We start from the raw sequence: 19,524 nt of genomic DNA on the forward strand, positions 1-19,524 counted from the left end.
TGATGGTCGTAAGCCGAGAATCATCAACCTCTCGGGATTTTCCCATGCGGGTATTAATCGCGACTGACGCCTGGCATCCGCAGGTCAACGGTGTGGTCCGCACTCTGACCTCGCTGGCCAACGCCGCCAAGGCGCTCGATGTCGAGATCGACTTCCTCACCCCGGACGGCTTTCCGTCCTGGCCGCTGCCGACCTATCCGGGCCTGCGCATCGCGCTGCCGAGCGGAAAGGAGATCGCGCGTCTGATCGAGAAGGCGGCGCCGGACGCGCTGCACATCGCGACCGAGGGGCCGATCGGCTGGGCCGCGCGCGCCTATTGCCGCCGCAACCGCCTGGCGTTCACGACCTCCTATACGACGCGTTTTCCCGAATATGTCTCGGTGCGGACCGGCATCCCGGCCGCGGTCGGCTATGCCGTGCTGCGCCACTTCCACGATGCCGCCGCAATGACCATGGTGGCGACGCCCTCGCTGCGCCAGGAGCTCTCGGAACGCGGCTTCAAGCGGCTCGGCTTCTGGACGCGCGGCGTCAACACCGAGCTGTTCCATCCCGACAGCCCCGCCAAGCTCGACCTGCCGCGCCCGATCTTCATGACCATGGGCCGCGTGGCGGTGGAGAAGAATCTCGAAGCCTTCCTCTCCCTCGACCTGCCCGGCACCAAGGTCGTCGTCGGCGACGGCCCGCAGAAGGCGGCGCTGGAAAGGAAATATCCCGACGCGGTATTTCTCGGCGAGAAGAAGGGCGCGGATCTCACCGCGCATCTCGCCGCGGCCGACGTCTTCGTCTTCCCGAGCCTGACCGACACATTTGGCGTGGTGCAGCTCGAGGCGCTCGCCTGCGGCACGCCGGTTGCGGCGTTTCCGGTGACGGGCCCGAAGGATGTCATCGCCGATCATCCGATCGGCGCGATCGACCATGATCTGCGTACCGCGTGCCTGCGCGCGCTCACGATGTCGCGCGAGACCTGCCGCAACTTCGCGCTGGAGCGCTCCTGGGAGAACAGCGCGCGCCAGTTCGTCGGCAATCTCACCTCACTTCAGCCCAGCCGCGTCCTGCGCGCCTCGCCTCGCATGGCGCGGCGGCCGGTGCGCGGTTGATCACCCCTTTGAACCATAGCGAGAACCTCATCGATGGCTAAGATCATGAACCTTGACGGCACCCAGCAGCTCGACCTCACCCGTGGCACGGTCGAGCAGGCCTATGATCGCTGGGCGCCCGTCTACGATCTCGTGTTCGGGGGCGTGTTCGCCAAGGGCCGCCAGGCCGCCATCGCGGCCACCAACAAGATCGGCGGCCGCGTGCTCGAGGTCGGCGTCGGCACCGGCATCTCGCTGCCGCTCTACGCGCCGCATCTGCGCATCTTCGGCACCGACATTTCGGAAGCCATGCTCGACAAGGCGCGCCGCCGCGTCAGCGAGGGCAAGCTCAAGAACGTCGAGGGCCTTGCGGTGATGGACGCCGAGAAGCTGGAATTCCCCGACAATTCCTTCGACGTCGTGATGGCGCAGTACGTCGTCACCGCCGTGCCGAATCCGGAGAAGGCGCTCGACGAATTCGCCCGCGTGCTGCGTCCGGGCGGCGAGCTGATCATCCTGACCCGCGTCAGCGCCGACACCGGCATGCGCCGCTTCATCGAGCAGAAACTCCAGCCGGTGGTGCGTCCGCTCGGCTTCCGCACCGCCGAGTTCGCCTGGTCGCGTTACGCGAAATGGCTGGCCGGCGCGCATGGCATGGAGCTCGCCGAGCGCCGCCTGATTCCGCCGCTCGGCCACTTCTCGCTGGTGCGCTTCCGCAAGGTCGACGTCGCCAAGGCAGCCTGAGCAAGGCTGCGTAGGAGCGGCGGCTCGCTCCGCCGCTCACGCGTTTGCGTGCGTCATCGCGTCGCTGCACATCGTCATATGACAAAATGATGATGTCACACGGCCTACATCGAATCCCTGTAAATCCAGAACCCGAAGCATTTTGGGGGAGAGCATGATCAAGAATTATCTCGAGCAGCTGCGGATCCAGCGCTGGGACGACCATCGCTACTATCACCACAGCCGCATCAATCAGAGCCTGCACTTCGTCAGCGCGCTGAGCTTTCTCTTTGCCTATGTCTGGCTGTTCGTCGACCCCATGATCTCGGCGCTGGTCGGCTGGCTGGTCTCGATGACCTCGCGCCAGGCCGGTCACTTCTTCTTCGAGCCGCACGATTACGACCACATCAACCAGGCGACGCACGAGTACAAGGAAGAGATCAAGGTCGGCTACAACCTTCAGCGCAAGGTGGTGCTGATGGCGATCTGGGCGCTCTCGCCGCTGGTGCTGGTGGTCGATCCGACGCTGTTCGGCTTGTTCACGCCCTGGGCGACCGCGACCGACTTCATGCGTCAGGTCGCCAAGATCTGGCTCGTGATCGGCGGTGGCGGTCTTTTGTTCCGCACCGTGCACCTGTTCTTCATCCGCGATGTCGAGACCGGCCTCGTCTGGATGACCAAGATCCTGACCGACCCCTTCCACGATTTGATGCTCTATCGCTCTGCTCCGCTGGCGCTGATGCGCGGCGAGCTGATGGACCCCGGCCTGCACCTCAACCCCGAGCACACGCTGGGCCTCATTGCCGAGCCCGCGCTCGAAGAGCAGCACGCCTGAGCACGCGGCTAACACCCAACACTCGGATGTCTGATGGTTGCGTCATGCCCGGGCTTGTCCCGGGCATCCACGTCTTGGGGGATGCCGCAAGCATTGTCATTCCGGGGCGATGCGAAGCATCGAACCCGGATACTCGAGATTCCGGGTTCGGCTCTTCGAGCCGCCACGGAATGATAGTGGCTGTGCGACGAGTGGCTGTGCGGCGCGGAGATCGAGCCTCAGCGCCTAAAGCGCTTGGCGAGCATCTCTTTCAAAATCTGCCGCTTGATGCGCTTGTTGGTGAGCACGCCGTCGTGCCACCAGAAGCCGTCGGCCTTCATCTTCTCGGCGGCGCGGACGAAGCGGTCGGCGACCTCAGCGAAGTCGGCATCGGTGTAGTTGAGGCTGAAGATCAGCCGTCCCGTGCCGACCCAGCTCAGCGCCAGGCCCTCGGCGCGCAGATAATATTGCAGCATCCAGTTGTAGCGGGACGGTGTGGTGTATTTCACCGTCCAGATCGACGAGAGGTTGGCGAACTGCACCGGCAGCTCGGCGTCGGTCATCATCTGGTTGAGCTTCTGGACGCGGCCGTTCCAGGTCGCATCCAGCCCATCATAGATGGCGCGGAAGTTCGGGCTGGCGAGCCGACTCAAGAATTCGTCCATCGCCGTCATGACGTAGGGATGCGAGTTGAAGGTGCCGCGCGCGAAGCAGATGTCGGCGGGACGGTCGTCGCGGAAGCGGCGCATCAATTCGCGTCTGCCGCAGACCACGCCGACCGGCAGGCCGCCGGCAAGGCTCTTGCCGTAGGTCACCATGTCGGCCTTGACGCCGAAATATTCCTGGGCGCCGCCGGCAGCGAGACGGAAGCCGACGAAGACCTCGTCGAAGATCAGCACGATGCCGCGCCGGTCGCAGACCTCGCGCAGCTTCTTCAGCCACTCGGTATAGGCCGCGCGATCGAAATTGCCGCCGCGCGAGGAATCGACCAGCGAGGAATCGCCGGGCGCGTTGACGTTCGGATGCAGGCCCTGGAGCGGGTTGACCAGCACGCAGGCGATGTCCTTGCGCGTGCGCAGCACGTGCAGCGTCTTCTCGGACATTTCGGAGAGCGTGTAGGTCTCGTGCGCGGGGATCGGATTGCCGACGCCGGGCTGCACGTCGCCCCACCAGCCGTGATAGGCGCCGGCGAAGCGGACCAGATGCGTGCGCTTGGTGTGGTAGCGCGCAAGGCGGACCGCCTGCATCACGGCTTCGGTGCCGGACATGTGGAACGAGACCTCGTCGAGACCCGAGATCTGGCAGAGCCGCTGCACGTTCTCGAGGATGACGGGGTGGTAGGGGCCGAGCACCGGGCCGAGCGCATGCGCGCGCTTCTCCGAGCTCTCGATGCACTCCTTGTAGAAGTCGTTGCCGAAGATGTTGACGCCGTAGGATCCGGTGAGGTCGTAGGAGGTATTGCCGTCGACATCGGTGACGGTGACGCCGCTGGAGGATTCCATGAAGGTCGAGGTGCCCAGATGCTCGCGGACCAGACGCGAGAACTGGAACGGCACGCGGTAGCTCTCGGTGAAGTTGAGGTCGGAGATCGTCTCCGCCGCTTCCTTCGTCATCGCGCGGCCCTTGGGGTAGCGCTCGGCGTAGATTTGGGCGAGGCGGAAGAAGGCGTCCTTGCGCTGCTTCACCACGTTGTCAGGCGCGCCGTCGCAGCCGAAATACTCGTCGCCCTCGAACTCGTAGAACGGGAGCAGCTTTGCCACCCGCCGCGACATCTTGGAGTGTCCGGCAAGCGAGCGGTGCTTGGCGCGGGACAATTCGACCCGCGCCTTGATCTTCGGGAGGACGGCGGCAGCGGACGCTGCGGCGGCCACGGACATCGAGAGAATCGGGAGTGTCGTTTCCATGACAACAAGCGCTAACCCTGTGAGCTGACAGATTCATGACAGTCAAAGCCCTGATCGCCTCTTTCACCCAGCAGGAAGACCTCAACTTCCTCTTGACCAACCGCATCCCGCGCGCGGCCCTGACCCGGTTCATGGGCTGGTTCTCCAAGATCGAGAATCCACTGGTGCGGGACTTCTCGATCGCGCTGTGGAGGCTGTTCTCCGACCTCGATCTGTCGGAAGCGCGCAAGACTCATTTTAGGAGTCTGCACGACTGCTTCACCCGGGAGCTGAAGCCAGGGCTCAGGCCATTTGACCCGGACCCTTCCGTCGTCGCGAGTCCCTCCGACGGCATCGTCGGCGCCCATGGGCGGATCGCCGACACCGAGCTGTTCCAGGTCAAGGGTGCGCCGTATTCGCTGCTGGACCTCGTCGGTGATTCCGCGCTGGTCGACCAGCATCGCAACGGAAGCTTCGTCACGCTGCGGCTGACCTCGAGCATGTATCACCGCTTCCATGCGCCCTATGACGCGCATATCGAGCGCGTCACGCTGATCCATGGCGACGTCTGGAACGTCAACCCGATCGCGCTCAAGCGCGTGGAGCGGCTGTTCTGCAAGAACGAGCGCGCGGTGATCCGCACGCATCTTTCGACCGGCGAGGCGGTGACGCTCGTGCCGGTTGCTGCGATCCTGGTCGCAAGCATCCGGTTGCACTTCCTCGACATGGTGCTGAACGCGCAGACCCGCGGCCCGGTCAATTTCCCCTGCGACGTCAACGTGACCAAGGGTGAGGAGCTCGGCTGGTTCGAGCACGGTTCGACCATCATCATCCTGGCGCCCACCGATTTTACCTTCTGCGACGGCATTGCCGAGGGCACGCGCATTCGCGCAGGTCAAGCGCTGTTGAAAAGAAAGTAGCCTTCAATCTGCCGTGGCCGTCGCCTATATCGTCCGCGGGGACCACTCTGACGACGACGGGTTTAGGTAATGGCGCGAGCGCCGGTGATGGCGGCGGGGGGTATCGTGCTGCGGCGTGGTTCGACGCCGCTGATCGCGATCGTGCGCCAGCGCAAGCGCAACGAATGGGTCCTCCCCAAGGGCAAGCTCGACGACGGCGAGACGCCGCGAGAGGCCGCGCACCGCGAGGTGCTGGAAGAGACCGGCCATGACGTGGCGATGCACGAATTTTTGGGCACGCTGGTCTATCAGTCGGGCGGGCGCTCGAAGGTCGTGCACTTCTGGCGGATGGAGGCCGAGGGCGGTCCCGTCCGCAAGCTGATGAACGACATCAAGGCGGTGGACTGGCTGACACTCGACGACGCGCTCGCGCGCCTGTCGCGTGAATATGAGCGCGCGTTCCTCACCCAGGTCGGCCCGATCGCGATCGCCGCGGCGGGACCTGCACCGTCACCCGCTCCGCAGCCGACGCTGGCCGCCGACGACATCGATGCAACGTTGCAGACGCTGACACCGGCCGAGGCTGCTTCTGTCGATGAACTGCGGCACGGCCTGTTGCAGAAGGTACGGGCCTGGCTGCGCGGCGAGGCGTGAGTTTTCCCGTTCGTCTCTCTCCACGCCGTCATTGCGAGCGCAGCGAAGCAATCCAGAATCTTTCCGCGGAGGGACTCTGGATTCCTTCGCTGCGCTCGCAATGACGGGGAGGGAGCAGCACGCTTCGCTTTGCCCACCCGCTACGAGAAAATTCGCCCGCGACGAAGAGCGGAGCCTTCCAACCTACTGCTTCTTCTTTTCCTTCGGAACCTGAACTGGCGCGGGTCTGCGCGGCGCGGCGGGGCGTTGCGCGCCGGGCAGGTGCTGCTGGAAGCCGGGCTGGAGTGGTACGGCGCCTTGTTGCGGCTGGGCAGTCGGCGGCGCGCCGGGCTGACCGGGCCGTAATCCGGTGTGCGGCGGCGTCGCGCCAGGCTGAGGCGTGGCGGCTCCTGGCGCTTGCGGAGATTGTCCGCTGCGCTGTGGCTGCGTCTGCGGTGCGCCACCGGGTTGCGTGCCCTGTCCCGCGCGCGGCTGGCTCGTGCGCGGCTTGCCGGGTTGCTGCTGACCCTGACCCGCGCGCGGCGTGCCCGGCTGCGTCGCGCCGCCTTGTCCCTGGCGCTGCGGCGTCTGTGTTCCTTGGCGGCCCGGCGTGCCCGGCTGCTGCTGGCCCGGACGGTTGTTCTGGCCGGGCTGGCCGTTCGGCCGCTGCGGCTGTTGAGCCGGCGCTGTCGTGGGGCGCAGTTGTTGCTGTTGCGGCGGCTGCGCCGGCCGCGGAATGCGGCTGATCGCAGTTGGATTGGCGCGGCGGAAGTCGCGCTGCTCGCTGACGATCTGCCGGCCCGTGGCCTGCGCCAGATGCACCTGGCTGACGAAACCGCGGTCGCGCGCGATCTGCTGCGCAGGAATCGTGATCGGCACCGCGGCAAAGCGCATGACACCGGCGGTGGCGGCGCCGGGGCGGATCGCAAAGCCGCTCGCGGCCCGCGTCAGCGCGCCGAGCCGCGTGCCGCTGGTGCGGTCGTCGACGTCGATGTGGCCGACGCGGCCGTCGGCGTCGGGATAGAGCTTGATGTTGACGTTGCTCGCGCTGTTCGCCGCCGCGCCCTCGGGGACATCGACGACACCGGTGGTGCCGCGGATGCCGAGCGTCGCGGTCGGCGTCGTGATCTTCATGTCGCCGCTCTTCGCCACCGCCGCTGCGACGAACGCGACAGTACCCTTTCCGATATCGAAAATCGCCGAGTTCTGCTTGCCGCCGCCATCGTAGACGTAATTGTCGATGGTGATCTTGGCGCTGGCGGAGAGATTGAACGTGGTCGCGTCGTTGAAGGTGATGCCCAGCGAGGAGTTCGACGAGGTCTGTACGACGTCGTTGAGATAGATGTCGTCGCGCACACGCAGCGGATAGGAATTCCTGTCGCGGATTACCGTCGCGATCCCCCTCACGGTCGCGACGTTGCCGATCGGCTCGACGGCGGTGGTCTGCGCGTCTGCCGCCGGAGCCGGCGAAGCTGATGGTGTCGGCGAGGGAGCGGGTGTCGGGGAGGCCGCAGGTGCCGGCTGCGCCTGCGCGATTTCGATTGCATCGGATGCACAAGCCACCCGCGCGCCGGCCGGCGGCAAGGCCAGCACGAGCGCGAACATGAAGCGGCGCCATGCCACCAATGAAGTCACGAGGAGGTCCCGGTGAGAACGCGAGGCGAGATCGGCCGATATCAGCCGGAGCGAGCTGAATGGCGGATGAACGCGAGTCGCGCGGGAGGGGAGAGCGTTCGAACGGCGCGTTCCGGTGTCGGCGACGTGGCGGTCTGTTCTTGCTCGTCATTCCGGGGCGCGACGAAGTCGCGAACCCGGAATCTAGAGGATATGCTACGAGCTTGTCGCTCCAGATCCCGGGTTCGATGCTTTCGCATCGCCCCGGGATGACGCGCTTCGAGCGTCAGCTCACGCGCTTCCAGGTCTGGCCGCCGCAGAACATGCCGCCGAAGGCGCAGCCCTGCACGCGCAGTGCGTTCGCGCCCTTCATCGCGATGGTCGAGTCGTAATTGCGGCCGGAGTCGGGATCGTGGATGCGGCCGCTCCACTTCGTGCCATCGGGCTTCATGTTGATCAGGATGCGCTCGTTGGTCTTCTCGGCGTAGCCACACAGATTGGGGCCGCACTGCTCGACACGGACATTGCCCTTGTTCTCTTCGGTCGCCCACACGCCGATCGGCGAGTTCGGCGTCGCCACGGGCGCGGCAGCCGCCGGAGCCTGCGCCGGCGCAGCAGCGACGGGGGCGAGCGCAGCCACAGGAGCTGACACTGCAGCAGGCGCGGGCTGAGTCGTGTTGTCGTAGCCGGCAGTCGGCGCAGCGGCAACCGTCGTGGCCGGAGCAGGCGCGGTCGCCTGCACCGGCGCCTGCTGCACGGGCTGCTGCTGCACCGGAGCCGGGGCGGGCTGAACCGTCGTCGCCGGGACCGGCGTGGTGTCGACGTCATCGTCCTTGGAGCCGCCAAAACCGTTGAGGTTGATGTTGTTCAGCCTGATCGGCTTGTTCGACAGGCCGGGCGCGACGATGGTGACGCAGTCGAGCGAAGCGCAGTTGCGCGGCGTCTCGATGCGGATGTGCTGGCCGTCGATCTGGAACGCGATCGAGTTGCCGGCATGCGCGGCCGCGCTCGACGCGAGGAAGAGCGCGGCGGCCGCGATGGTGACCTTGTTCATGACAACCTCCGAAAATGGCGCGGTCCCGGTAATGGACTGGTGTCGCTGCTGGATGAAGCGTGGTTCGACCCTACGCCGCGCCTGCCTCGCCTTCCGTGATGGACGTCACAACGCCGGTGGGTGACTGGGTGAGGCAGCACACATGCAGCAAAAAGTCCGGCGCCTGGATGATCCAGCGCAGGCGGGGTGAGCCGGTGATGCGGTCGGTGTCGTTTCTAGACGTCTAGATCACGCCGAGCACGATGGCGCCGACAAAGGCCATGGCGAGGTACGCGGTGATGACGCTCAGTCTCCCGGCGAACGTCATGAGATGTCTCCATGCGCGCCGCTTTGCGCGCCAACATCATGGTTAACAGAGAGTCTCCACTCGAAAAAGTCAGCCTCGCTGTCGCTCGTTCCGCGCGCATGCGGGCCGCCACGGTCAAAGAACGCTGAAGCCGACACGTTGAAGAGTCTTTAAGTAAATTCACCGAACGTGCGTGCATGACGCGCGGAGTTCGTTTGTATCTCGTCGGCTCCATCGTCCTTGTTTCGCTTGCGGGTTGCGGACGCGGCTTTTTCCAGGCCGAACGTGAACCGTGGCGAGCCGAGGCCGAGGCCGCGTGCCTGAAATCGGGCGCGGTCAAGGAAAGCGCGGATATCGTCCGCATCGACCCGATCTCCGGCCCCGGCATGTGCGGCGCCGAGTTTCCGCTCAAGGTCGCGGCCCTTGGCGATGCCTCCGGCACCTATGGTTTTGCTGACGAAGAACTGCGTCCGCCCGGCAGCATCGGTAACCAGCCGCGCTGGCCGGTGACGCAGCCGCAATCGAATTATCCGCAAGGCCAGAACTATCCGTCGTCCTATCCGCAACGCTCGAACTATCCCGAAAGCGCGGCGCGCCAGCCGTCCGCATATGGCGCCTCATCCGGCCCGATGTCGCTGAACGCGCCCGGCGTGGCGCCGCAGGAGGACGAGATCGACCTGCCGCCCGAGGGCACCGATGCCGCGGGCGCGGCGCGCTACATGAATGCGCCGAGCTATCCGGCGCGGCCGGCGCCCTATTCGCAGCCGCCGGCGCAACAGCCGCTGCCACGCCTTGGTCCCGCGCAAGGCAATCCCGTCACCGCGGTCGGTCCCGTCGCGGTGAAGCCGATCGCGACGCTCGCCTGTCCGATCGTGTCCGAGCTCGATCGCTGGCTCGCGGACACCGTGCAGCCGTCGGCAATCCGCTGGTTCGGCGCGCGCGTCGTCGAGATCAAGCAGATCTCCGCCTATTCCTGCCGCGGCATGAACGGCAATCCGCACGCGCACATCTCCGAGCACGCCTTCGGCAACGCGCTCGACATCTCGGCCTTCGTGCTCGCTGACGGCCGCCGCGTCACCGTGAAGGACGGCTGGCGCGGCATGCCGGAAGAGCAGGGTTTTCTGCGCGACGTACAGTCGGGGGCATGCGCGCATTTCACGACGGTGCTGGCGCCGGGGTCCAACGTCTATCACTACGATCATATCCACGTGGATCTGATGCGCCGCGCCAGCCGGCGCCTGATCTGCCAGCCGGCCGCCGTCTCCGGCGACGAGGTTGCCTCGCGCGCGCTGCGGCGCAGCCCCTATGCGAGCTCGCGCGATCCCTACGTGACCGGCTCGCTCGGCGCGCGCAAGGCCACGGCGCGCAAGCAGGACGAGGACGACTACGCCGACGACTAAGGTCTGGATTTCGAGCTTGGCTTCGAAGGAGTGGGGGCCAGCCCCATGCAGTGCTGCACCTCGGCGGGAACGTTGTAGGTGCGCATGATGTGGCGGCTGTCGCGCAGGCCCGACGCCTCGCGTTGCACCACGAACATCCAGAGTGCGTGACCTGCTTCCGTCACCAGCTTGCGCCTTGCCGGTTGCGAGGCGGGCGTCTCGGGAAGCGCGTGCGCGGCGTCGAATTCACGCAGGCGCGTCAGCGCCTGTTCGAGCGCGCGGCCCATCCGTCCAAGCGCTGAGGCCTGTTCCTGGACGATCTCGTAATGGAGGACATCGACGGGCGGGCGAAGATCACGGGACATGGTGCGAATATAGTGCCGCGTCACCGGCTCGCGCAACGCGGCGCGCTTGCCGCTATTTCGCCTGATACGCCGCCAGGAACATCCGCGTCGCGCTGTCGACGACCTCGGTCATGCGCGCTTCCGAGGGCGCGGGCGCGGCCTGGAAGACGAAGGGCAGGAAGAGCGAGGCCTTGCACAGTTCCATGAACTGCGAGGCCGCAAGGTCGCAATCGTCGATCCTGAGATTGCCGGCGGCGACATGGACTTTGAGATAGTCCGAGAGGCGGTTGATGGTCTTCTCGAGCACCCGCGCATAATAGCGGCGGCCGACGTCGGGCATGCGCTCGGCGATCGCCATCACGGTGCGGATCGCCGATCCGCCGCCGGGGCGGCAGAGCAGGTGGATATAGGCCTGGCCGAAATCCTTCAGCGTGGTCTCGGCATCGCGCGACGGATCGAAATTGAACACGACCTGCCCGTGCTGGAGCGCCTCCTGCTCAAGTATGGCTTCGAACAGCGCGCACTTGTCGGCGAAGTAGACGTAGAGTGTGCCCTTGGACACCTGCGCCGCGCGTGCGATCTCGCCCATGCTGGCGCCGTCGAAACCGAGATCCATGAACACCTTGCGGGCCCCGTCCAGGATCTGACGGCGCTTCGAGCTGTCCTCCTCTTGGACGACACGGAGCTGTTCGCGGTCGACTACAACCATTGGTTCAGGATCTCAGCAGGTTTTTGGATCGGGTGCAGAGCCATGAAGCCCAAATAAAGGATTCGGGCCGATAGGGTCGACCCGGGAAAAATATGTATATTGACCGAACGGTTCGGTCAATGGTATTTGGAATGTACCAGAGGGAACCGTCTGCACGACGGCGGTCCCTGGTCGTGCTTTTTTGTGGGGAGGCCGTCATGGCCGTATCGAGAGACCAGGCTGCGCGCGTGCTTCGCCAGGAGACGGTGGAGAGGACGCCGGAGCGGGCGGGCAGCGAACCTGCGACTGAAAACCCTGCCGCCCTTGCCGAGCAGTTGCGCTCTCATGTCGCCGAAGAAACCAAGCGCCGCACCAACGAGGCGCCGGAGAAGCCGGTGACCGACAAGCCGGCTGCACCTGCAGCCGCCGATGCGCCGAAATCGGGCAAGCGCAAATTCGTGCTGATGGGCGTCGGCCTTGTGCTGGCGCTCGCGGCCGCAAGCTATGCCGGCTATTACATGCTGGTCGGCCGCTTCTATGTCTCCACTGACGATGCCTACGTCCGCGCCAACAACACCATGCTGGGCGCGCGCGTGGCGGGCCACATCTCGGCGATCCTCGCCGGCGACAACACGCCGGTGAAAGCCGGCGACATCGTCTTCCGCATCGACGACGGCGACTACAAGATCGCGGTCGACGCCGCCGCGACCCGGATCGCAACCCAGCAGGCCACCATCGATCGCATCGGCCGCCAGATCGCGGCGCTCGAAAGCCAGGTCGTCCAGGCCAAGGCGCAGCTGGTCTCGGCCGAGGCCGGCCTCAAGCGCGCCGATCTCGACTATGAGCGCCAGCAGGCGCTGAGCAGCAAGGGCTTTGCCTCGCGCGCCACCTTCGAAAGCTCGGAAGCTGGACGCGACCAGGGCGCCGCGGCGGTGAAGGCCGCGCAGGCCGCCTACGACGTCGCGGTCAGCAATGTCGACGTCACCAAGGCCCAGCAGGCCGAAGCGCAGGCGCAGCTCGCCGAGCTCAAGACAACGCTGGCGAAAGCCGAGCGCGATCTCGCCTTCACCGCGGTGCGCGCGCCCGTCAACGGCACGTTCTCGAACCGTCTCGTCAACGCCGGCGACTTCGTCGCGGTCGGCCAGCGCCTCGGCAATATCGTGCCGCTCGATGACGTCTATATCGACGCCAATTTCAAGGAGACGCAGCTCAAGCGCATCCGCGCCGGCCAGCCGGTGACGATCAAGGTCGACGCCTATGGCATGCGCAAGTTCTCCGGCGTGGTCGACAGCATCGCGGCGGGCGCAGGCTCGGTGTTCACGCTGCTGCCGCCCGACAACGCCACCGGCAACTTCACCAAGATCGTGCAGCGCGTGCCGGTCCGCATCCGCGTGCCGAAATCGGTCGCCAAGCAGAACCTGCTCCGCGCCGGCATGTCGGTCTATGCGACCGTCGACACCAACAAGGGCGCGGCCGACGCCGACAGCGAGGTCGATCTCGACGATCCCACCGCGATCCACCCGCAGTAGGATGGGTGAGATGAGCCGCGGCGCAGCCTCTCGTGCAGGTGCGCTCCCTCTCCCGCTTGCGGGAGAGAGTTGGGGAGAGGGTGTCTCCTCCAGGGAGGCTCCCCAAGAGGAGAAAGCCCTCACCCGGATCGCATCTTCGATGCGATCCGACCTCTCCCGCAATTGGGAGAGGTGTACCCCACTCGCAGCCCGCTCCAACCTGAGCTGACGCCATGGCCACCGCCACGACCGCTTCCCCCGCCATGATGGCATCAGCCGCTTCCGAGCGCATCGCGCCGAAGCGGCTGTTCGCCTTCATCATCATGGTGTTCGGCATGTTCATGTCGATCCTGGACATCCAGATCGTCTCGGCATCGCTGAGTGAAATCCAGGCCGGCCTGTCGGCGAGCTCGAGCGAAGTCTCTTGGGTGCAGACCGCCTATCTGATCGCCGAAGTCATCGCGATCCCGCTGTCGGGCTTCCTGTCGCGCGCGTTCGGCACGCGGCTGTTGTTCGCGATCTCGGCGGCGGGCTTCACCTTCTCGAGCCTGCTCTGCGGCTTCGCCACCACGATCGAGGAGATGATCCTCTGGCGCGCGCTGCAAGGTTTTCTCGGCGCCGGCATGATCCCCACCGTGTTCGCCTCGGCCTATACGGTGTTCCCGCGCACGAAATTCCACATCGTCGGCCCCATCATCGGGCTCGTCGCGACCCTGGCGCCGACCATCGGACCGACCGTCGGCGGCTACATCACCGACCTGATGTCGTGGAACTGGCTGTTCTTCATCAACGTCGTGCCCGGCGTTGCCATCACGCTGGGCGTGCTGGCGCTGGTCGATTTCGACGAGCCGCATTTCGAATTGCTCGACCGCTTCGACTGGTGGGGCCTGTTGTTCATGGCGGGCTTCCTCGGCACGCTGGAATATGTGCTGGAGGAAGGCCCGCAATATGAATGGATGCAGGACACGTCCGTTGCGATCTGCGCCTGGATCTGCGCCATCTCCGCGATCGCGTTCTTCTGGCGCGTCTTCACCGCGGCCGAGCCGATCGTCAATTTGCGCACTTTCTCCAACCGCAATTTCGCGATCGGCTGCCTCCTGCAGTTCTGCATCGGCATCGGTCTCTACGGTCTGACCTACATCTATCCGCGCTACCTCGCCGAAGTGCGCGGCTACAGCGCGCTGATGATCGGCGAGACGATGTTCGTCTCGGGCATCACCATGTTCCTGGTCGCGCCGCTGGTCGGCCGGCTCATGGTGAAGTTCGACATGCGCTACATGATCGCGTTCGGTCTGGTCGTGTTCGCGATCGGCTCCTACCAGATGACCTGGATCACCCGCGACTACGATTTCTACGAGCTGCTGGTGCCGCAGATCCTGCGCGGCATCGGCATGATGTTCGCGATGGTGCCGACCAACAATATCGCGCTCGGCACGCTGGCGCCCGACCGGGTCAAGAACGCGAGCGGCCTCTTCAACCTGATGCGCAACCTCGGCGGTGCGGTCGGGCTCGCCGTCATCAACACCGTGCTCAACGACCGCACCGATCTGCACATCACGCGCCTGCAGGAGCGCGTGCACTGGGGCAACGCCACCGCGACCGAGACGCTGACCATGCTCCAGCAGAAATTCCAGGGACTCGGTGACTCCACGCTGATGGCGATGAAGCAGCTGAGCCAGATCGTGCACCGCCAGGCCGTGGTGATGAGCTTCGGCGACGCATTCTTCATGCTGACGCTGTTCTATCTCGGCCTCAGCGTGCTGGTGACGCTGCTGAACAAGCCGGCCTCGCTGACCGGCGGCGGCGACGCGCATTAGGCCAGCCAAGAACGCGGCGTCATCGCCCACTTGTGCGCCAATTGCGCACTGGGGCGGGCGATCCAGTATTCCAGAGGCCCTCGTCGGAGGGCTCGCTCTCACCACATCCGCCGCGGCGTACTGGATTCCCCGCCTTCGCGGGAAATGACGGAGGGTGTGAGACAGCAGCTCCCAGACCAAATTGCAACACTCATCCGTGATCTCGCGTGGGCCCCGTTGCAAATCACCCGTGACGCATCTATAAAGCGCACCTCATTCATTCGAACCGGGAGGGATTTGCATGATTTCGTCGCAGTCGCAGATCGCACGCCCGCGCTCGATGTTCGCCTGGCTCGGTATGTACGCGGCCTGTTAGAGGCCTCTTCCGCCAGATTCGATTGGGCACATCGTCCCGATCGCTCCTCTTCCCAAGTCAAAGCCACCTTGAAGTGACGCCGTCTCGGCCCTCGCGGCCGATTTGCGTCCATCGATGGAGCCGGCCCGCGCCAAGCGGCCGGATGATGTCATGACCGTTCCATCAAAGAAGCCCGCGGCGATACGCGTGGTGCTGCCCTTCGTGTTCCGCCACTGGCTGAAGCAGCCGGGGTGCACGCTGATCGTCGCCGGCGGTCTGTTGGGCGCGACCGTCGCCGACCTGTTCATGCCGGTCTTCTCCGGACAATTGGTCGATGCGTTGACGCGCGGTTCGTCCGACCCCGACGCGCGCCACGCCGCGCTGGTCGCATTCGGCGCCATCGTGGCGCTCGGTGCAGCCTCCGTAGTGCTGAGGTTGATCGGTCTCCAGGCGATCGTGCCGTTCACGCTGAAGATCATGACGGAGGTGGCGCAGGACGCGTTCATGCGCGTGCAGCGTTTCTCGACCGATTGGCATGCCAACTCCTTCGCCGGCTCCACCGTGCGCAAGATCACGCGCGGCATGTGGGCGCTCGACCTGCTCAACGACACCATCCTGATGGCGTTGGCGCCGTCCTTGCTCGTGCTGATCGGCTCCATGGTCCTGATCGGCCTGCACTGGGCCTCGCTCGGCGTGGTGATCGCGGTGGGCGCGCTGTTCTACGTCACCATCACCGTGGTGTTCTCGACGCGGTACATCGCGCCGGCCGCGCGCGTCTCCAATGCCTGGGACACCAAGGTCGGCGGCACGCTGGCGGATGCGTTGACCTGCAACGCCGTGGTGAAATCCTTCGGCGCGGAGCTGCGCGAGGATGCGCGGCTCGCCCGCGTCATCAATCGCTGGCGCGTGCGGGTGCGGCGGACCTGGTTCCGCTACAACTACACCGCCATGGCGCAGCTTGCGCTGCTCCTATGCTTGCGGGCGTCCGTGATCGGCGGCTCGGTGCTGCTGTGGATGTACGGGCACGCCTCGCCCGGCGACGTCACCTATGTGCTGACGAGCTATTACGTCATCCACGCCTATTTGCGCGACGTCGGTATGCACATCAACAACCTGCAGCGCGCCGTGAACGACATGGACGAGCTCGTGGCGATCCATGGCGAGCCGATCGGGATCGTCGATGCCGCGGGCGCCCGGCCGATCGCGATCGAGGGCGGCGAGATCGTGTTCGACGATGTCACGTTCCACTACGGCGGCCATCGTGCGCCGCTCTATGACGGGCTGTCGGTCACGATCCGCGCCGGCGAGCGCGTGGGCCTCGTCGGCCGCTCCGGCTCGGGCAAGACGACCTTCGTCAAGCTGGTGCAGCGGCTCTACGACGTCTCCGGGGGGCGCGTGCTGATCGACGGGCAGGACATCGCGAAGGCGACGCAGCAATCGCTGCGCAGCCAGATCGCGATCGTGCAGCAGGAGCCGATCCTGTTCCACCGCTCGCTCGCCGAGAACATCGCCTATGGCCGGCCCGGTGCCAGCCTGGAGGCGATCGAGCAGGCGGCGCGGCTCGCCAATGCGCACGACTTCATCCTGCGCCTGCCCAAGGGCTACGGCACGCTTGTGGGTGAGCGCGGCGTGAAGCTGTCGGGCGGCGAGCGGCAGCGCGTGGCGCTGGCGCGCGCCTTCCTGGCGGATGCGCCGGTGCTGATCCTGGACGAGGCGACCTCGAGCCTCGATTCGGAATCGGAGGCGCTGATCCAGCAGGCGATGGAGAGGTTGATGAAGGGCCGCACCTCGATCGTGATCGCCCACCGGCTGTCGACGGTGAGGAGTCTCGATCGGATCCTGGTGTTCGACCGCGGCGAGATCGTCGAGCAAGGCACCCACGCCATGCTCGCGGGCAAGCCGGGCGGTATCTATCGCGGCCTGTTCGAGCGCCAGGTGGTGGAGCTCGGGCACATCGCGGCTGCGGAGTAAAGGACGTGGAATGGCGCGTGGCCGACGGACGATCGCCGGCCACGACGCCAGAGGATGGAATGAGATGAAAGACCTGACGCACGGCTCCATCGTGAGACACATCCTGGCCATGGCGCCGCCGATCATGCTCGGCATGGTCACGATCATGATCTGCCAGCTGGTCGATCTGTACTTCGTCTCGGGTCTCGGCGAAGCGGCCGTGGCGGGCGTCGCCGCAGCCGGTAATGCCGGCTTTCTCGTCAACGCACTGTTGCAGGTGCTCGGCGTCGGGACGGTGGCGCTGATCGCGCATGCCGTGGGACGCAAGGACCGGCACGATGCCAATCTGATCTTCAACCAGGCAATCGCGATGTCGATGCTGTTCGGCCTGTTGACCCTGGTCATCGGCGCGGCGCTGTCGCGTCTCTACATGCATTCGGTCGCCGCGGACCAGGCCACGATCGAGGCGGGGACCACATACCTGTTGTGGTTCACGCCGGCGCTCGCGCTGGAGTTCGCCACGCAGGTGCTGGCCTCCGCGATGCGCGCAACCGGTATCGTGCGCCCGGCGATGCTCGTGCGGGCGGTCGCGGTCGCGATCAACATTGCACTGGCGCCGATTCTGATCTCGGGCTGGCTCACCGGCTATGCGCTCGGCGTTGCCGGCGCGGGGCTCGCAAGCTCGATCGCGGTCGCCATCGGCGTCCTGATGCTGCTGGCCTATTTCCGCAAGGTCGAGCGCTATGTCGTCTTCAATCCGGCGCAGTGGCGGCCGCAGGTTCGGCACTGGAAGCGTATTTTCAATGTCGGCCTGCCCGCCGGCGGCGAGTTCGTGATGGTCTTCATCATCATGGCCGTGGGCTATTATGTGCTCCGCGTTTTCGGCCCGGCGGCGCAGGCAGGATTTGGCATCGGGACGCGTGTCCTTGGCCTGATCCAGATGCCGGCGCTCGCCGTGGCCCTCGCCGCAGGGCCGATCGCCGGCCAGAACTTTGGTGCCGGCAATGGCGCGCGCGTGCGCGAGACCTTCGTTAAGGCGGCGCTGGTCGCGACCGCCGTGACGATCGTTTTCCTGATACTTGCACAGGCCGCGCCGGGTCTGTTGCTTGCGGGTTTCTCGAACAACCCGGAGACGATGGCGGTTGCGTCGCTCTTCGTCCGCATCATCTCGCTCAACATGGTGGCACAGGCGCTGATCTTCACCTGCTCCAGCATGTTCCAGGGACTTGGCAACACCAAGCCGGTGTTGTGCACCTCGGTGATCCGGGTCCTCACTTATTCCTTGCCGTCGATCTGGCTGTCGACGTGGCCAGGCTTCCGGATGGAGCACGTCTGGTATTTGTCGATCGTGACAACCACGCTGCAGGCGGCTTTGAACGTGTGGCTGCTGCGCCGCGAGTTCAGCAAGCGCCTCGGGGTGCCGCTCAAGGAGGCGGCTTCCGGGCAGGCGGAGGCTCGACCGGTCGCGCCGCTCGTGCGTGAGCCCGCGTAGCAACGTCTTGTGACCTCCCCACGGCTCCGGCTAATTTGCGGCGCCGTGGGGACGGCGCTCGCCGCCAATAAGGCCGCAAGCTAGATTGCGCCAATGCTGTTCCAGACGAGTGTCAGGCCTGACAGGAACAACAGGCCGAGCACGACGTCGCCAAAATGCTTGTCGTTCAGCGCATGATAGACGCGGGCGCCGGCCCATGCGCCGATCAGCGTGCCGGGAAACGCCACTGCCGCGAGCCAGACCACCTTGAATGCGACCAGGCCTGAGGCGGTCTGCAACACCAGCGCGGTGGCGAGCACGGTGAAATTGAAGAGCTGGAAGATGCCGCGCCGCTCATGCTTGTTCCACCCACGGATGTTGGCCCACAGGATCGGCAGCGGCCCGGACAATCCGGCGAGGCCGCCCAAAATGCCGCCGGCAAAGCCAATCGCGCCGTCGGCGATGCGGCCGCCGAATTTGACGGCGAGCGGCCTCTTATTGAGATAGAGCGCCGACGAAAAGATCAGGATCAGCACGCCGACGCTCAGCTTGAACACTTTCGGATCGGCTGAGGCGACCATCATGGTGCCGAGCGGCACGCCGATCAATCCTCCGATCAGGAACGGCCAGACCAGCGAGAGATCAAAGCTCTTCCACATCGACGGCAACGTCGAGCTCTGCGCGATCACCGAGCAGATCAGCACCAGGGGCACCGCGAGCGAGGGCGGCAGCACGTAGAGCCAGATGCCGAGCGCCATCAACGCGGTGCCGAATCCGGCCAGCCCCGAGACGAAGCCTCCAGCCAGCGCGCCGAACAGCAGCAGCACGTAGGTGAGCGTTTCCAACGAATTGTCCTTGTTGCAATGGGCGATGCCGGATTGTTGATCGCCACTGCCCGCATAGCACAGCCGCGGCCGGGGCGGTCAATTTCAAAACCGCACGCAAGCGTGATCCTGAGCTGCGGGCGTCCGCGAAAGACCGGCCTACATGATGGTCGTACTGCAATTGGGGCCCGACGCGAGCTGCGCCTCGATCGGCCTATTCCCGTTTA

At 65.5% G+C, this 19,524-nt stretch carries 16 protein-coding genes; 10 read left to right on the plus strand and 6 right to left on the minus strand.

From position 1 onward, the window contains the following. Positions 1 to 44 precede the first annotated feature (44 nt). The 3 genes from ACVWY3_RS39090 to ACVWY3_RS39100 all read left to right on the plus strand — a co-directional run bounded on the left by ACVWY3_RS39090 (position 45) and on the right by ACVWY3_RS39100 (position 2,634). The gene (locus tag ACVWY3_RS39090) at positions 45 to 1,097 is read left to right on the plus strand and encodes a glycosyltransferase family 4 protein (RefSeq protein ID WP_456843211.1); all 1,053 of its coding nucleotides are present in this window, start codon (positions 45 to 47) and stop codon (positions 1,095 to 1,097) included. A gap of 33 nt (positions 1,098 to 1,130) precedes the next feature. Then, a complete protein-coding gene (locus tag ACVWY3_RS39095) occupies positions 1,131 to 1,820 on the plus strand; it encodes a methyltransferase domain-containing protein (protein ID WP_456843212.1) in 690 nt (229 codons plus the stop codon). A gap of 154 nt (positions 1,821 to 1,974) precedes the next feature. Next, positions 1,975 to 2,634 carry a hypothetical protein gene (locus ACVWY3_RS39100; protein ID WP_456843213.1) on the plus strand — a complete coding sequence of 220 codons (660 nt, stop codon included), beginning with the start codon at positions 1,975 to 1,977 and terminating at the stop codon, positions 2,632 to 2,634. Between the two features lie 218 nt (positions 2,635 to 2,852). On the opposite strand, the gene ACVWY3_RS39105 is transcribed toward ACVWY3_RS39100, so the two are convergent. Then, on the minus strand, positions 2,853 to 4,517 hold the full coding sequence (locus ACVWY3_RS39105; RefSeq protein WP_456843214.1) for an aminotransferase class III-fold pyridoxal phosphate-dependent enzyme: 1,665 nt from the start codon (positions 4,515 to 4,517) through the stop codon (positions 2,853 to 2,855). A gap of 35 nt (positions 4,518 to 4,552) precedes the next feature. Here ACVWY3_RS39105 and asd point away from each other — a divergent pair, with 35 nt between their 5' ends. Beyond that, a complete protein-coding gene (gene asd, locus ACVWY3_RS39110; RefSeq protein ID WP_456843215.1) occupies positions 4,553 to 5,416 on the plus strand; it encodes an archaetidylserine decarboxylase in 864 nt (287 codons plus the stop codon). Between the two features lie 69 nt (positions 5,417 to 5,485). Next, positions 5,486 to 6,049: an NUDIX hydrolase gene (locus ACVWY3_RS39115; protein WP_456843216.1), complete on the plus strand. Its 564-nt coding sequence runs from the start codon at positions 5,486 to 5,488 to the stop codon at positions 6,047 to 6,049. Between the two features lie 183 nt (positions 6,050 to 6,232). Here the strand turns inward: ACVWY3_RS39115 and ACVWY3_RS39120 are convergent, their stop codons facing one another. Both ACVWY3_RS39120 and ACVWY3_RS39125 read right to left on the minus strand, forming a co-directional pair. Continuing rightward, complete coding sequence (locus ACVWY3_RS39120; RefSeq protein WP_456843566.1) at positions 6,233 to 7,654, minus strand: FecR domain-containing protein; 1,422 nt, start codon at positions 7,652 to 7,654, stop codon at positions 6,233 to 6,235. A gap of 274 nt (positions 7,655 to 7,928) precedes the next feature. Then, positions 7,929 to 8,696, minus strand: coding sequence for a DUF2147 domain-containing protein (locus ACVWY3_RS39125; RefSeq protein WP_456843217.1), 768 nt, complete (start codon positions 8,694 to 8,696; stop codon positions 7,929 to 7,931). A gap of 483 nt (positions 8,697 to 9,179) precedes the next feature. On the opposite strand from ACVWY3_RS39125, the gene ACVWY3_RS39130 reads away from it, so the two are divergent. Continuing rightward, positions 9,180 to 10,382: an extensin-like domain-containing protein gene (locus ACVWY3_RS39130; protein ID WP_456843218.1), complete on the plus strand. Its 1,203-nt coding sequence runs from the start codon at positions 9,180 to 9,182 to the stop codon at positions 10,380 to 10,382. On the opposite strand, the gene ACVWY3_RS39135 is transcribed toward ACVWY3_RS39130, so the two are convergent. After that, positions 10,379 to 10,726 (minus strand): DUF6665 family protein, encoded by a 348-nt coding sequence (locus ACVWY3_RS39135; protein ID WP_456843567.1) that lies wholly within the window; start codon positions 10,724 to 10,726, stop codon positions 10,379 to 10,381. The genes ACVWY3_RS39130 and ACVWY3_RS39135 overlap by 4 nt on opposite strands. Before the next feature lie 52 nt (positions 10,727 to 10,778). Next, a complete protein-coding gene (locus tag ACVWY3_RS39140; RefSeq protein ID WP_456843219.1) occupies positions 10,779 to 11,414 on the minus strand; it encodes a TetR/AcrR family transcriptional regulator in 636 nt (211 codons plus the stop codon). 197 nt (positions 11,415 to 11,611) lie between these two features. On the opposite strand from ACVWY3_RS39140, the gene ACVWY3_RS39145 reads away from it, so the two are divergent. The 4 genes from ACVWY3_RS39145 (at position 11,612) to ACVWY3_RS39160 (ending at position 18,494) form a co-directional block, all read left to right on the plus strand. Beyond that, positions 11,612 to 12,922, plus strand: a complete 1,311-nt coding sequence (locus ACVWY3_RS39145; RefSeq protein WP_456843220.1) for an HlyD family efflux transporter periplasmic adaptor subunit — start codon at positions 11,612 to 11,614, stop codon at positions 12,920 to 12,922. A gap of 212 nt (positions 12,923 to 13,134) precedes the next feature. Then, positions 13,135 to 14,718 (plus strand): DHA2 family efflux MFS transporter permease subunit, encoded by a 1,584-nt coding sequence (locus ACVWY3_RS39150; RefSeq protein WP_456843221.1) that lies wholly within the window; start codon positions 13,135 to 13,137, stop codon positions 14,716 to 14,718. Positions 14,719 to 15,223: 505 nt separating this feature from the next. Next, positions 15,224 to 17,023 (plus strand): ABC transporter ATP-binding protein, encoded by a 1,800-nt coding sequence (locus ACVWY3_RS39155; RefSeq protein ID WP_456843222.1) that lies wholly within the window; start codon positions 15,224 to 15,226, stop codon positions 17,021 to 17,023. A gap of 64 nt (positions 17,024 to 17,087) precedes the next feature. Further along, the gene (locus ACVWY3_RS39160) at positions 17,088 to 18,494 is read left to right on the plus strand and encodes an MATE family efflux transporter (RefSeq protein ID WP_456843223.1); all 1,407 of its coding nucleotides are present in this window, start codon (positions 17,088 to 17,090) and stop codon (positions 18,492 to 18,494) included. Between the two features lie 80 nt (positions 18,495 to 18,574). On the opposite strand, the gene ACVWY3_RS39165 is transcribed toward ACVWY3_RS39160, so the two are convergent. Next, a complete protein-coding gene (locus ACVWY3_RS39165) occupies positions 18,575 to 19,318 on the minus strand; it encodes a sulfite exporter TauE/SafE family protein (protein WP_456843224.1) in 744 nt (247 codons plus the stop codon). Positions 19,319 to 19,524 lie beyond the last annotated feature (206 nt).

This window comes from Bradyrhizobium sp. USDA 4486, from assembly GCF_054057995.1.